The 13,717-nt window shown below is 46.4% G+C and carries 12 protein-coding genes and 1 tRNA gene; 2 read left to right on the top strand and 11 right to left on the bottom strand.

The window, feature by feature from the left end; translation table 11 throughout:
• The first annotated feature begins 171 nt into the window (after window positions 1-171).
• Entirely contained in the window at window positions 172-933 is a 762-nt protein-coding gene (locus RG959_RS10900) for a MerR family transcriptional regulator (RefSeq protein WP_342797137.1), read from the top strand.
• Window positions 934-963: 30 nt separating this feature from the next.
• On the opposite strand, the gene RG959_RS10895 is transcribed toward RG959_RS10900, so the two are convergent.
• The 10 genes from RG959_RS10895 to sigW all read right to left on the bottom strand — a co-directional run bounded on the left by RG959_RS10895 (window position 964) and on the right by sigW (window position 13,132).
• Window positions 964-1,827: a PPK2 family polyphosphate kinase gene (locus tag RG959_RS10895; protein ID WP_342797136.1), complete on the bottom strand. Its 864-nt coding sequence runs from the start codon at window positions 1,825-1,827 to the stop codon at window positions 964-966.
• 157 nt (window positions 1,828-1,984) lie between these two features.
• Entirely contained in the window at window positions 1,985-3,271 is a 1,287-nt protein-coding gene (locus tag RG959_RS10890; RefSeq protein ID WP_342797135.1) for an MFS transporter, read from the bottom strand.
• 36 nt (window positions 3,272-3,307) lie between these two features.
• A complete protein-coding gene (locus RG959_RS10885) occupies window positions 3,308-4,909 on the bottom strand; it encodes an amidohydrolase (protein WP_342797134.1) in 1,602 nt (533 codons plus the stop codon).
• A gap of 266 nt (window positions 4,910-5,175) precedes the next feature.
• On the bottom strand, window positions 5,176-6,978 hold the full coding sequence (glmS, locus tag RG959_RS10880; protein WP_342797133.1) for a glutamine--fructose-6-phosphate transaminase (isomerizing): 1,803 nt from the start codon (window positions 6,976-6,978) through the stop codon (window positions 5,176-5,178).
• 329 nt (window positions 6,979-7,307) lie between these two features.
• Window positions 7,308-8,513, bottom strand: a complete 1,206-nt coding sequence (locus tag RG959_RS10875) for an MFS transporter (protein WP_342797132.1) — start codon at window positions 8,511-8,513, stop codon at window positions 7,308-7,310.
• 151 nt (window positions 8,514-8,664) lie between these two features.
• Window positions 8,665-10,014: a phosphoglucosamine mutase gene (gene glmM / locus RG959_RS10870; RefSeq protein WP_342797131.1), complete on the bottom strand. Its 1,350-nt coding sequence runs from the start codon at window positions 10,012-10,014 to the stop codon at window positions 8,665-8,667.
• 31 nt (window positions 10,015-10,045) lie between these two features.
• Window positions 10,046-11,011, bottom strand: coding sequence for a CdaR family protein (locus tag RG959_RS10865; protein ID WP_315693575.1), 966 nt, complete (start codon window positions 11,009-11,011; stop codon window positions 10,046-10,048).
• Window positions 11,004-11,843 (bottom strand): diadenylate cyclase CdaA, encoded by an 840-nt coding sequence (cdaA, locus tag RG959_RS10860; RefSeq protein ID WP_242235069.1) that lies wholly within the window; start codon window positions 11,841-11,843, stop codon window positions 11,004-11,006. Before cdaA ends, RG959_RS10865 begins: the two co-directional genes overlap by 8 nt.
• A gap of 110 nt (window positions 11,844-11,953) precedes the next feature.
• On the bottom strand, window positions 11,954-12,550 hold the full coding sequence (locus tag RG959_RS10855) for a zf-HC2 domain-containing protein (protein ID WP_342797130.1): 597 nt from the start codon (window positions 12,548-12,550) through the stop codon (window positions 11,954-11,956).
• A gap of 18 nt (window positions 12,551-12,568) precedes the next feature.
• Window positions 12,569-13,132 carry an RNA polymerase sigma factor SigW gene (gene sigW / locus RG959_RS10850; protein WP_242235058.1) on the bottom strand — a complete coding sequence of 188 codons (564 nt, stop codon included), beginning with the start codon at window positions 13,130-13,132 and terminating at the stop codon, window positions 12,569-12,571.
• 154 nt (window positions 13,133-13,286) lie between these two features.
• Between sigW and RG959_RS10845 the strand changes: the two genes are divergently transcribed.
• The gene (locus RG959_RS10845) at window positions 13,287-13,436 is read left to right on the top strand and encodes an aspartyl-phosphate phosphatase Spo0E family protein (protein WP_251272517.1); all 150 of its coding nucleotides are present in this window, start codon (window positions 13,287-13,289) and stop codon (window positions 13,434-13,436) included.
• Window positions 13,437-13,567: 131 nt separating this feature from the next.
• Here RG959_RS10845 and RG959_RS10840 read toward each other — a convergent pair.
• Window positions 13,568-13,640: transfer RNA gene (locus RG959_RS10840), tRNA-Lys, on the bottom strand.
• Between the last annotated feature and the right edge of the window lie 77 nt (window positions 13,641-13,717).

Here is a 13,717-nt window from a genome sequence, read left to right as displayed (position 1 = left end):
ACTCGCCATTATTTTCCTTTCTAATGACAACGCTTAATGATGCAAAGGAATAGGCGTTCAGGAAAAAAGGAAAAAGCGATTTTTTCAACTCATTTTTTATTAAAAAAAGATAACCACTTGACCTTTACGCAGCGTCAGCGTGTAGGATAAAAACAATCAGGAGGGCTGCTTATGGAATATACGATCAACAAAATGGCACAAATGTCCGGTGTGACAACGCGCGCACTCCGCTACTATGACCAAATTGGGCTTTTAAAACCGGCGCGCATCAATTCATCCGGTTACCGCCTTTACGGCCAAAAAGAAATTGATCTGCTGCAGCATATCCTTTTTTACCGGGAGCTTGGCGTCAGCCTGAATGATATTGCGGCTATTTTACAAAAGCCGGACTTTGATGAGATTGCTGCGCTGAAAAGCCATTACGAAAAACTGGCCGCCAAACATGCCCGTCTTGAAAAAATAATGGCGACAGTCAAAAAAACGATCGCCAGCAAAGAAGGAGAGATCATCATGCAGGATGAAGAAAAGTTTGAAGGACTAAAAGAAAAGATGGTCGAGGAAAACGAACAAAAATACGGTAGTGAAATTCGCGCCCGATACGGGGATGAAAAGGTTGACGTCAGCAACGCCAAGCTGATGAATATGTCAAAAGAGGATTTTGATGCGATGAACCAACTTGGGGAGAACATTTTCATCCTGCTTGAGAAAGCGTCCGCTACAGGTGATCCTGCCTCACATGAAGCGCAGAAGCTGGCTGCCAAGCACAAGGAATGGCTCGCTTATTCCTGGCCGAACTATTCCAAAGAAGCACATGCGGGACTCGCTGAAATGTATATCGCAGATGAACGGTTTACGGCTTATTATGATGCCCGTGTAAAGGGCGGCGCCCAATTTTTACGGGACGCGATTATGGTTTACACAGGGATGAAGTAAGAAAGAAGCCACACAGTTGTGTGGCTTCTTTCACTCGCTTTCCAGCTTTTCAATATATTCATCCAGCTTTTGTCGGTCCTCATCTGAAATAACCGGGAATTGCGGATCAATCCCCTCCAGCAGCTCAATCATCACTTCTGTAATAATGTAGCGTGAATACCATTCATCATCTGCAGGAAGCACATACCACGGAGCATGCTCGGTTGATGTATGGCGCAGCATATCGGTAAAAATCTCCTGGTAGTTATCCCAATGCTCCCGCTCTCTTACGTCATTGAAGGAGAATTCCCAATTTTTCTTCGGGTCTTTCATTCTTTCCAGCAGCCGCTTTCGCTGTTCTTCTTTCGATACGTGGAAGAAAAACTTTACTACATAAAAGCCGTTTTCCACCATATAGCGTTCAAAATCATTAATTTGCCGGAATCGCACCGGCCAAATATCTTCTTCTTTCTCTAAATGATCCGGAATGGTTTCCTCTCCTAACAAATCATGAACACGTGTCGCGATGACTTCCTCGTAATGAGACCGGTTTAAAATGCCGATCTGCCCTCTCGCCGGAAGCGCTTCGTGAATTCTCCAAAGATAATCATGGCTCATTTCCGCAGCAGAAGGCTTCCCTAGTGTCGTCGTTTTCAACCCTTGCGCATTTAAATTCGAGAAAATATAACTGATGGCTTCGTCTTTTCCGGCTGCGTCCATCGCCTGCAGTACAACCAAAATGCCTTTTTTCTCCTCCGCATAAAGCTTCCAGTGCAGCTCCTTCAGCCGGCTCACACGTTCAGGAATCTCATTGTCCAGCAGTTCTCGTTCCTCGATACCACCTTTTTCCGATGTCGCATAATTTCGCAGATCCAGTTCTTGATTGGCTTTCACTAGATATTTTCTCGTGTCCATGCCATCCTCCTATTTTTCATGATCCCACAAATCAGGTTTCTTTTTTCTTACCCGCCTGATGCGAGGAGCAAACGAGCAGAAAAGATGGACAGCATACAGAAAAAGCAGGTCCCGTTCCAGCGGGCCTGCCTGCTTTTTATATTTTACAGATGTTGATTTAACTTCGGCGGGACCATATCACCATTGGAATAAGCAATAAGGACAACATGGCACCTGCAAGAGACAGCGCAGCATAGCTTGAATGAGCAACGACAACGCCGGACAACACTCCTCCAGACGCACCGGCCAGGGCAACGAGCACGTCAACGGACCCCTGCGTTTTTGCCCGGCTGGACGGATGCGTGGCATCGACGATGATCGCAGTGCTGCTGATCAAGCCAAAGTTCCAGCCAAGTCCGAGCAAAACGAGCGCAATGACTAAAAGCACCATAGAATCAGCCGGTGCAAAAGCAGATACCAGCCCGGCCGCGAGCAAAACCGCACCGGCGGCAACCGCCATCGCTGTCCGCCCCACTTTATCTACGAGAACACCCGTTATGAGAGAAGGAAGATACATAGCTCCGACATGAAAACCAATTACTATTCCAACTTCTCCAAGCTCATGGCCATGATGGCCCATATGAACAGGCGTCATCGTCATAATGGCTACCATCACCAGCTGGGTGAGCACCATGACAGATGCGCCAGCCACAATTCCCCGCTTGTTTACGGCCGGTTTGGCAGCCAAATGTACGGCATTCTCTTCTTTTGGTTCAGACGCGATGGCTTTTGCCACTATAAGCGGATCCGGCCGGAGAAAAACAAACAGCACCAGCCCGGCTAAACTAAAAGCAGCCGCAGCCAAAATAAACGGACCGGCGAGAGCAGGGATGCCGATCGAGTGAGCAAATTCCCCCATTATCTCTACTAAGTTCGGACCGGCCACGGCGCCAAATGTGGTCGACACCATCGCCAGGCTGACCGCCATAGCCCGCTGGGTCGAAGCAGCCATGTCCGTTCCTGCATAGCGCGCCTGCAGGTTTGTTGCTGTACCAGCTCCATAAATGAACAGGGAAGCAAACAGCAGGACGATGCTGTTTGTGACGGCTGCCGCAACCACACCGGCCGCCCCGACAGCACCGGCCCAAAACCCGGCTGCCAGACCCGTACGCCGGCCAAACCGCTGTGAAAGCCGTCCCACCAAAAGAGCAGATGCGGCGGAGCCTAATGTGAACAGAGCTGTTGGAAAACCGGTCATACTATCCGTTCCAAGCATATCCTGTGCCAACAAGGCTCCTACTGTAATGCCAGCTGCCAGACCCGCTCCCCCAAAGATTTGCGAAAGAATCACAATAAAAAGTGTTTTCTTATATAACTGCTTTTGCTTCTCGGGAGAATCAAGGTATGGCTGCATCCAGGCAGGATGGGGGGCTGCCTCTTTGGCTCGTTCGTCTTGAAGGATCATTCGCTCTTCCTCCTTTCCATTCTTTTCAGATTACGTTTATTCAATTGTTTTTGATTTGTTCCTTCTATCGTAGACAATCCGTCCTGCTACAACTGTCCGCACTGCTTTGGCAGCCAGCATCTCTTCCGATGTTCCGGCAAACAAATCCCGATCAAAAATTGAAAAATCCGCCACATAATTCGGTTTAATGAGTCCACGCTCATGCTCTTTACAAATCGCCTGGGCACTGCCGAGGGTATACATTTGAATGGCCTGGAAACGGGACAGCTTTTGCTCGGGCAGATACCCTTCATGCGCCTCCCCAGGCTTTTTGCGTTCAACCGCCGCATAAATGGAAGCCAGCGGATGGATATTCTCCACCGGCGCATCCGTTCCCGCTGCACACATAATTCCACGGTCTAACAACGTTTTCCACGGATATGCGTAACGGAGCCGCTCTTCGCCAAGGCGGTCCATCACCCACGGAAAATCGGATGGAACAAAAGCAGGCTGCACATCCACCACAACGGGCAATGCCGCCATTCGCTCCATTAAGTCTTTGCGCAATACGCAGCCGTGGATAAGACGGTCTCGTTTGCCTGCTGGCGGCGGATATCTTTCAATAAAATGAAGAACCTGTTCCGCCGCTGCATCTCCAATGATGTGCACCGCAATCGCTTCATTATATTGACGCGCGAGCTGGATTAATGCTTCCAGCTGTTCATCCATATGAATAAGCAGCCCCTGGTTATCAGACTGGTCCGTATACGGCGCAGACAGAGCAGCGGTTGATCCGCCCAGTGCACCGTCCGCAAAAATTTTCATTGCACCCGGCTCAATAAACGGTTCATCAAATACGGCATTCGCTTTCATCATCTTTTCGAAGACAGCGTGATGGCGAAGCAGGTTTACTCTGAAATGATGCTTCTCCCCAATCACACGCTGAAAGGCCATCAGCGGATTGGTAAAGTCCCCGAAATAATGCATATCCTCTGTATGGCCGCCTGTTAGTCCATACGACAGCATTTGATCCACCGTCCGGTTTAGCACATCTGTTAAATAATCAACGTATGCTTCTCCTTTTCTTGGAATCGCCGCCGTAACTGGATCGATGGCTTTGTCATAAAGAAGCCCCGTTAACCTCCCATCCACACTCCGCCCAATGTCACCACCGGCTGGAGATTCACTTTTCTCATCAATGCTTCCAGCCAAAAGAGCGGCCCTGTTACCGAGCGCTACATGATGGCATACTCTCGTTAACAGGATGGGTTCCGCCCGGATTGCATCAAGCTCTTTCATCGTCGGGATGCGCGGATGAGAAAACGTATTTTCATCCCAGCCTTCCCCAAACAGCCACTTGTCCGTAGGCGTCGTTCGGGCGGCTTCTTTGACCATTTCCAGCATTTCTTCCGCTGAAGAAGCTGCCGACAAATCAAGCCGGACAAACGTTTCTCCTTGAAAGATCATATGCAGATGGCTGTCCACAAAGCCCGGGTACATAACCGCTCCCTGCAAATCAATCTCTTCTCCTGCTTCTTTTCTTAACTCATCCGCCGTGCCTATGGCGACAATCCATCCATTTTCCACTAACACCGCTTCTACCGTCTCATTTTCTCGTTCCATCGTGTAGATCGTTCCGCCGTGCCAAAGTTGTTTCATAAAAAGACCCTTTCTGTCGTTTCTCTTCTATTTCATCCTGATATTTATAAACAACACGTGAGGCTGCATATTAACAGCTATCAAAAAGAAACCATTTTGAATAAAGAATAATCACAATGGTTTCTAAAATCGAGTTCTGCTTATGTACATATTTTCATAACTCGTTCGGTAAAGCTGAACCTTCTCTCTGGCAGCCTAGTCTTAATGTTAACCAGTTTGTCTATAGTATAACAAAAAAACCGCCCATTTCCGGGCGGTTTTCCAATTTATTCTACTGTTACAGATTTTGCAAGGTTACGCGGCTTATCCACGTCACAGCCGCGGTGAAGAGCGGCGTAGTACGCGATCAACTGGAATGGTACAACAGCTGCAAGCGGTGCAAGCATTTCGTGAACGGCTGGAAGAACGAAACGGTCGCCTTCCTGCTCAAGGCCTTTCAAGGAAATGATGCATGTATTAGCGCCGCGCGCTGCCACTTCTTTCACGTTGCTGCGGATGCTCAAGTTTACACCTGACTGCGTCGCAAGAGCGATGACCGGCGTACCTTCTTCGATCAAGGCGATTGTGCCGTGCTTTAACTCGCCGCCGGCAAATCCTTCTGCCTGGATATAAGAGATTTCTTTTAGCTTCAAGGCCCCTTCTAAGCCAACATAATAGTCAACAGAGCGGCCGATAAAGAAGCAGTTACGTGTTGTCGCCAGATATTCTTTGGCGATTTGCTCGAATTCTTCTTTTGCATCACAAAGCACTTCCATCGCATTAGCCACAATTCCAAGCTCGTGCACAAGATCAAAGCCGATGTCGATGCCCGCTTTTTTCGCTGCTGCTTCTGCTAAAATAGAAAGCACCGCGATTTGCGCTGTATATGCTTTTGTAGACGCTACGGCAATTTCTGGGCCTGCATGTAAGAGCAGTGTATAATCCGCTTCACGTGAAAGCGTAGAGCCTGGTACGTTTGTGATTGTCAGCGCTTTGAAGCCAAGTTCTTTTACTTTTACAAGTACAGCACGGCTGTCCGCTGTTTCTCCGCTTTGGGAAATAAAGATAAAGAGCGGCTTTTTCGAAAGAAGCGGCATGTTGTAAACGAATTCGCTCGCTACGTGCACTTCTACCGGAATATTCGCCATTTGCTCCAAGTACTGCTTGCCGACAAGGCCCGCATGGTAGCTTGTGCCGCATGCAACGATGTACAGACGATCTGCTTCATTTACTGCATTCACGATTTCCTCGTCTACATAAAGCTCTCCCTGCTCATTTTGATACGATTGTGTAATTTTACGGATAACAAACGGCTGCTCATCCGTTTCTTTTAACATGTAATGCGGATACGTACCTTTTTCAATATCACCAGCGTCGATCTCCGCTGTGTATGGCGCACGCTCTACCACTTCACCTTGTTCGTTTTTAATCGTCACGGCGTTTTTTGTCACGATCACCATTTCTTTGTCCATCAATTCTACAAATTGGTCTGTTACTTGAAGCATCGCCATTGCATCAGATGCAACAACGTTAAAGTCCTTACCAAGACCAACTAAAAGCGGGCTTTTATTTTTCGCCACGTAAATTGTATTTTCATCTTGTTTGTCTAGAAGGGCAAGCGCGTAAGAGCCTTTTAACAGACCAAGCGTCTTGCGGAAGGCTTCTTCTGTTGACAAGCCATCTTTCGCAAACAAACCGATCATTTGTACAATCACTTCTGTATCTGTATCGCTTTGAAGCTCAACATTTGAAAGATATTCGCTTTTTAATTGTTCGTCGTTTTCGATAACGCCGTTGTGCACAAGTGTGTAACGGCTGTCTTCGTTTTGATGTGGATGCGCATTGTAACGGCTTGGAATACCGTGAGTAGCCCAGCGTGTGTGGCCGATTCCTACGTGTGATTGTACCTCTTCGTTCACAACCGCACGCAAATCAGCGATACGTCCTTTTTCTTTGAAGATGTGCACACCCTCTTCGTTGCGCACAGCAATACCAGCTGAATCATAACCGCGGTATTCGAGCTTTTCAAGCCCCTTCAATAAAATTTCCTTTGTATCTTCACTGCCAATATATCCAACTATTCCGCACATAAATAGATTTCCTCCTGATTGAAGGCCTCGACAAACAAGCGCCGGCTAAGGCACCTGCCCGTCGCGCTTCGTTAAATTTTATATTTATGATTGGCACATGTCCGCTCCCTTTGTGCGAGAAGTTGCCCTCTCGTTTTAAGGATGAACGTAACAGCTGTGTACCAGCAGCCGGGAGGTATCCGCCGAAACATCGATAAACCTCCTCCTCGTCAACTGAACGTATGGTCGTCCCGCTCAGTTCAGGCGCTTTAAGGTAAACCAGTCGTTCTATAGCTCCTTTCTTTTTAGGAATAAAAACACGATAATCATACCGTGTTTTCATCCCTGCGTCAATCAAAAACTGACTTTCTTCTGCCTGCAGACAGCAGGACAAAAATGGCAGCAGCCACGCACAGAAAGCCGGTAGTCATAAAGACTGCTCCTAGGCCCATTTGATCTGCTATCATACCGGCTGCAAGCGGGCCGAGAAAAATGCCAAGCGCATAAAAAGACTGAAAAAAGCCCATGGCTGACATTTTAAATGCCGGCGGGCTGGCCAGCACCACTTCGCTGAGTAAAAGAGGAAAAATAAAGCCAAGTGCCAGACCAATAAATATGTGCACACTACTAAGAGATGCAAGTGTATGCGTAAATGGAACCGCAAATAAAAAAACCGCAGTAAGAATGAAGCAGATCGTAAGTACGGGTTTATTCCAGCGCGGATCGAGACGATAAAAGACGAGACTGAGCGAAGCAGCCGCATGCGGAATGAAAAAAGCACATGTCAGCCAAATAAAAGACTGCTCCTCCACGCCAAGTGCAGCCGCATAAATAGGACTGAAGCCAAAGATCGTAATAAACAAAGCTGCATGTGCGATCATGGACAGAAACGTCAGCCCTTTCAGACGCGGCAGCCGGATCGTTTCTTTTATATGAAGCGCTGCACTTCTGTGGGCAGCAGGTTCTTCTGATGGCTGTATCTCCTTAATTTTCCACGCGAAAAAAGCACCTAAAATAGAAGCAGCAGCCCCCGCCCAAAAAGGGAAAGTCCAGCCGAACTGGTGAACAAGCCAGCCGCTGACGGCCATGCTGAAAAACTGTGTGGCTACTGTAACAAACTGCATGATGCCCATCGCCTTGGAAGCACGGCCGGCGCTGAAATAATGGGAGTAAAGCACTGTCGCCATCACCCACATCGATGCGGTTACGCCTCCTAAAAGACGTGCCGTCAGCACCATCGCGAATGAATCAAAGAAAATAAGCATAAGGGTGCTGAGAAGCGCTGCGATAAAGCCGCCCACAAATAAATGCTTGCGGATTTTCTGCAGAAAGTCCGACAGGATGCCGAGCGGGAAACGAAGCAAAACCTGCGTAATACCGTAAGCGCCTAAAATGATGCCAATAGCCGAAAAGCGAAAGCCGATTTCCTGAAGGTATACACCAAAAACGGGTGCATAAATGTACGTAGCCAGCCAAAAACAAAATACAGCTGCTAAAAAGTACGCATGATCGCCGCGCCCGACAATGGGCTGTTTCTTTTCTATGTATTCTTCCACTCTATAAGCTGCCCCCTTTTTATGTGAACGCTTTCTGATTATTATTGTGCAGATGATTCTTCATTTCAACCATTATGATTTGAAAGGGCGGGGCAAGCAAAAAAAGAAGCCCGGCCTGCCAGTATTCCACCAGCGTCCGGACTTCCTTTTCTTATACGCGAAGACCCATTTCTTCGTCAACGATTTTTGCAATGCGCTCTGTGTATGAACGGCATTGCTCTTCTGTCGCCGCTTCCACCATCACGCGTACGAGAGGCTCTGTACCGGATGGGCGAACAAGAACTCGGCCATTACCGGCCATTTCTGCTTCCACACGTTCGATTTCTGCTTTGACTTTTTCATTTTCTGTCACATGATGCTTATCTGTTACACGCACATTGACAAGCGTCTGCGGGAATTTTCTCATCTCTGCCGCAAGTTCAGACAGCGATTTTTTTGTTGCTTTCATAATGTTGACAAGCTGCAGGCCGCTGAGCAGGCCATCACCTGTCGTATTGTAATCAAGGAAAATAATATGGCCGGACTGTTCGCCGCCAAGATTATAATTGTACTTTTTCATTGCTTCTACTACGTATCGATCACCGACAGCCGTTTGTTCGCTTTGAATGCTGTGCTCGGCGATGCCTTTGTAAAAGCCCAGGTTACTCATAACGGTCGAAACAATCGTATTGTTGTTTAAGCGCCCCTGCTCTTTCATATAGCGTGCACAAATAAACATAATTTGGTCGCCATCCACGATGCTGCCGTTTTCGTCTACTGCAATCAAGCGGTCACCGTCACCATCAAAGGCAAGGCCGATATCCGCCTCTTTTTCTTTAACAAATTGTGCAAGCTTTTCTGGGTGGGTTGATCCAACACCGTCGTTGATATTTAAGCCATTTGGCGCAGCGCCCATTGTTGAAATATCTGCTTCAAGATCGGCAAACAAGTGAGCAGCAAGTGAAGAGGTCGCGCCGTGTGCACAATCAAGTGCCACGTGAATACCGTCAAAATCTTCTTCAACAGACTGCTTCAAGTACTGGATGTACTTTTGGCCGCCTTCGAAGTAATCACTCACTGAGCCAAGATCTGCTCCTGCCGGACGCGGCAGTGTATCCTCTGCCTGATCTAAAAGTGCTTCGATTTCTGCTTCCTGCTCATCAGAAAGCTTAAAACCATCAGAACCAAAAAATTTAATGCCGTTGTCCTGAACAGGATTGTGCGAGGCTGAGATCATGACACCTGCCTGCGCATCCATGGCTTTTGTTAAATACGCAACTCCTGGTGTGGAGATGACGCCAAGGCGCATAACTTCCGCTCCAATAGAAAGAAGTCCTGCTACAAGTGCTCCTTCAAGCATTGGACCTGAAATGCGGGTATCCCGTCCGATTAATACTTTTGGACGCTCCGCATCTTTCGTTAACACATATCCGCCAAACCGGCCTAGCTTAAACGCAAGTTCCGGTGTCAGTTCTGTATTTGCCACGCCTCTGACGCCATCTGTACCAAAATACTTACCCATCTATTGTTTCTCTCCTTTTATCAAAACGGCTTTATGAAGATTTTTCCGTTGATTTTTCCACTGTGACTTTCACTTTTACTTCCTGCGGCGATGAGAAATTAAATTGTTCTCCCAAGTTCACCGGCACGGTAAGCGTTGTATCCTTTGTTATCCCGCTTACATCAACCGGAAGAGAAAATTCCTTTAACTCCTGCAGCGCTGATTCTTTTCCATAAATCGTGATTTCATCTACATCCGGCTGGAGTGAAGAAATCTTCACGTTATCGGCCGGCGTGCCTTTTGCTACCGGATTGAGCGGCACCTTTTTACTTGGATTTTTTACCGCGATCGACACTTGGACCGTTTCAGGCTCAACTTTTACATCAAGCTTATTTAAATTTCCATCGAGTACCTGTACCGCTGCGGTTGCGGTCGTTTCCTCATCGATTTCGTCTTCACCGGTCAGGGCTGTACGGACAAATGCAATTTTCTCAATATCCGACTCAGACCCTGTTACTTTTACTTCTCTTGGGGCAACCGTTACGTTGTCGACCTGATAGCCTTCTGCAAGCGCAGAATCATTAAATTCGGGTGTGACGGTTTTCGTAGTGGTTACTTTCTCTTCTATGTTTACATCAACCGTAGCGGGCTGAATCGACACATCCAGCTTGTCAGAGAAGTTTTTGTGCGTAATAGCTACCCGGTGCTTTCCAATCTCATAATCCGTTAAATCAAGGTTCACCTCGAAATCACGCAGGCGCTTTGTTGATTCAATGATACTCTTCGGACCGGAGATCTCCACCCTCACCTGTTCCGGTACACCAGACACATATAAATTTTCTGTATCATAATATGTCTTCAATGGTACGTTCGTCAATACCTCGGTTGTATCAAGTGCACCGCTTCCTGCCTGCTTAACTGATTCAAAATCACCAAAATTCACGGTCATGTAAAGCAAAAAAGCCAGTAAGAAAGCCACAATGCGTACAAACCATTTGCTTTCCACGAAATTATCCATTGTTTCTGCGCCCCTTCCACATCCAGCGGTTGGAAGACTCATTTTTATTGATGCCAGTCAACAGCTGATGCTCTAAAATGTCCCGAAATTCTTCTTCCGTTAAATCACGGTACAAATCACCGTTTCGGGTTACAGAAATAGCGCCTGTTTCCTCCGATACGATAATCGTCAAGCTGTCTGTGACCTCACTAATACCAAGCGCTGCCCGGTGCCGTGTGCCCAGCTCTTTTGAAATAAACGGGTTTTCCGATAAGGGCAGATAGCAGGCGGCAGCGGCAATCTGGTCTTTTTGAATAATAACAGCTCCATCATGCAGCGGCGTATTGGGAATGAATATATTAATCAGTAGCTCTGATGTAATAACGGATTGCATCGGAATGCCCGTTTCAATATAGTCGTTCAGGCCTGTTTCTTTTTCAATGGAAATAAGTGCACCAATCCGGCGCTTCCCCATGTAACGGATCGACTTAACGAGCGCGTCAATAATTTTACGCTGTTCCTCGTCTTCCTGTATGGCACTGCGGGAAAAAATGCGCCCGCGTCCCAGCTGCTCCAATGCACGCCTTACTTCCGGCTGGAAAATGATGATCACAGCCAGGAAGCCCCAGGTGAGCGCCTGCTGCATAATCCAGCTTAATGTATCAAGGCCGGCAAAACCTGCTATGGCGCGTATAATGACAATAACAAAAATTCCTTTTAACAACTGGACAGCTTTTGTCCCTCTAATGACCATAAGCAGCTTATATATCACATACCAAACAAGCAGTATATCAATCGTATTCGATAAATAATCAATAAACGTATAATCTTGAAAATAAGTCGTAAACGGCATACTAGATCCTCCAGGTTGGAATTACGGAGCCGTGAAGAAATCACTCTCTTACTTAACCTGTCCATTATAACATACAAGCGAAAAAGAAGCAGACGATTACCGTCAGCTTCTTATTGAAACACCATTTTTATCTCATACCAAATTCGACCAAACAATGCATCTATCTCCTCAATATCTCCTGTAACGTTACCAGCAGATGCCATAAAACGATCTCCATTAATCACAGTGACATTTCCATCGACAGAGCCTTCGATTCGAATGTCGCCGTTTTTCACGACAATATCTTCTTCAACAACGGTTCCAGCCGGTACAATGACGGTCTCATTTTCTACTTTTAGCGCACTATTTTTCGTAAAAGCAAACTGATTGTCTTCCTGACTAAAAAAAGAAGCAAAGCCCCCGCTCATTAACAGCAGAAACAACGCTGCTGCCGTAAAAAACGGATGGTTTTTAAACCATCGCTCTATCCCGACCTTTTTCCCTTCTCGCGGAAGCAGCTCCATTACACGGCCCGTAAAGCCTGCCGGCGCTGCTATATGAGAAGCACTTTGAACAAGTGCAATGGTTTTCTTTAATTCAGCAAAATGCTGTCTGCAGTCCTTACACGTTTCTATATGATCTTTTAACTCTTTTTTTGCTTCTTCTTGAATATCCCCATCCAGATACTCATGCATATAATGAACAATCCGTTTCGGACAAGATGTCATCGTTCATCGCACCCTTTCTCACAAATGCCGCAAATGCTTTCGCAGGGCTTCACGTCCCCTGTGTACACGTGTTTTTACCGTTCCAAGGGGCAGTTCTAATATATCTGCTATTTCCTGCAGCGGCAGTTCTTCAATATATTTCAACACAACAACGGAACGATACTTCTCTGGAAGCAATAAAATTGCCTTATGAATCGATGCCTGCAATTCCAGGCTCTCGACTTCATCTTCCGGAAGCTGATCGCCTGAGGCCAAATGTGAGTACATATTTAATCCTTCTGTTCCGGCAATTTCTGCATCTAAATGATAATCCGGTTTCTTTTTACGGATTTTATCAATACATAAATTGGTGGCAATTCGATACAGCCATGTTGAAAACTTTTTGTTTTGATTATACGTATGAATGTTCAAAAAAGCTTTCAAAAAAGTTTCTTGTGCCGCATCCTCTGCCTCATGGCGATCCCAGAGCATCCGAAAACAGATTTGGTATACTTTGTCCTTATAAAGCTCGACAATTTCTCCAAATGCATTTTGGTCTCCTTTTACAACTTGCTTAATTCGTCTTTGTACAATTAAATCCATTTTCTCTCCCTCCGCCCTCGCGGTATGTGTTTATACGGATGCACGTACATAAAGGTTTCAAAGAAATAAAAATTATTTTTTCGGGTTTACACTTCCATTAAGTGGGTAATTCTTTTGTATGTATAATTTATTTATGGATAGGGGGTATCATCTGTTGCAGTCCATTCAACTCGAAACAACGATTGAGCAGTACCGTTCTGAAATGATCTCCCAGGCCATGCTGACATCTTTTAATGATCAAAAAGTCATTGAAATCAGCCAAAAGCTGGATCGACTTTTAAATGAATGGTCCATCCGTAAATAAAAAAGCAACCTCTTTTTTAAGACGTTGCTCCCTTTTATTTCTAATTATAGCAGTTTTTTTGTCGTAAAACGAAAAAATAGATGAAAAAAGGCATTTCATGTATATGCATGAAATGCCTTTTTTCATAAAAATGAGCCATGAAGGACTCGAACCTTCGACCCTCTGATTAAAAGTCAGATGCTCTACCGACTGAGCTAATGGCTCAAAATGGCTGGGCTAGAAGGATTCGAACCTTCGCGTGACGGAGTCAAAGTCCGTTGCCTTACCGCTTGGCTATAGCC

Origin of the sequence: Domibacillus sp. 8LH (assembly GCF_038806185.1) — a bacterium.
Classification (GTDB): domain Bacteria; phylum Bacillota; class Bacilli; order Bacillales; family Domibacillaceae; genus Domibacillus; species Domibacillus indicus_A.
The sequence above is the reverse complement of the archived record's forward strand: the minus strand, read 5'-3'. Positions and strand labels throughout refer to the sequence as shown.

Excerpts from the sequence above, each read along its gene's own strand:
- RG959_RS10900 (WP_342797137.1), top strand. The coding sequence starts at position 172 with ATGGAATATACGATCAACAAAATGGCACAAATGTCCGGTGTGACAACG.
- RG959_RS10895 (WP_342797136.1), bottom strand. The coding sequence starts at position 1,827 with ATGGACACGAGAAAATATCTAGTGAAAGCCAATCAAGAACTGGATCTG.
- RG959_RS10890 (WP_342797135.1), bottom strand. The coding sequence starts at position 3,271 with ATGATCCTTCAAGACGAACGAGCCAAAGAGGCAGCCCCCCATCCTGCC.
- RG959_RS10885 (WP_342797134.1), bottom strand. The coding sequence starts at position 4,909 with ATGAAACAACTTTGGCACGGCGGAACGATCTACACGATGGAACGAGAA.
- glmS (WP_342797133.1), bottom strand. The coding sequence starts at position 6,978 with ATGTGCGGAATAGTTGGATATATTGGCAGTGAAGATACAAAGGAAATT.
- glmM (WP_342797131.1), bottom strand. The coding sequence starts at position 10,014 with ATGGGTAAGTATTTTGGTACAGATGGCGTCAGAGGCGTGGCAAATACA.
- RG959_RS10865 (WP_315693575.1), bottom strand. The coding sequence starts at position 11,011 with ATGGATAATTTCGTGGAAAGCAAATGGTTTGTACGCATTGTGGCTTTC.
- cdaA (WP_242235069.1), bottom strand. The coding sequence starts at position 11,843 with ATGCCGTTTACGACTTATTTTCAAGATTATACGTTTATTGATTATTTA.
- RG959_RS10855 (WP_342797130.1), bottom strand. The coding sequence starts at position 12,550 with ATGACATCTTGTCCGAAACGGATTGTTCATTATATGCATGAGTATCTG.
- sigW (WP_242235058.1), bottom strand. The coding sequence starts at position 13,132 with ATGGATTTAATTGTACAAAGACGAATTAAGCAAGTTGTAAAAGGAGAC.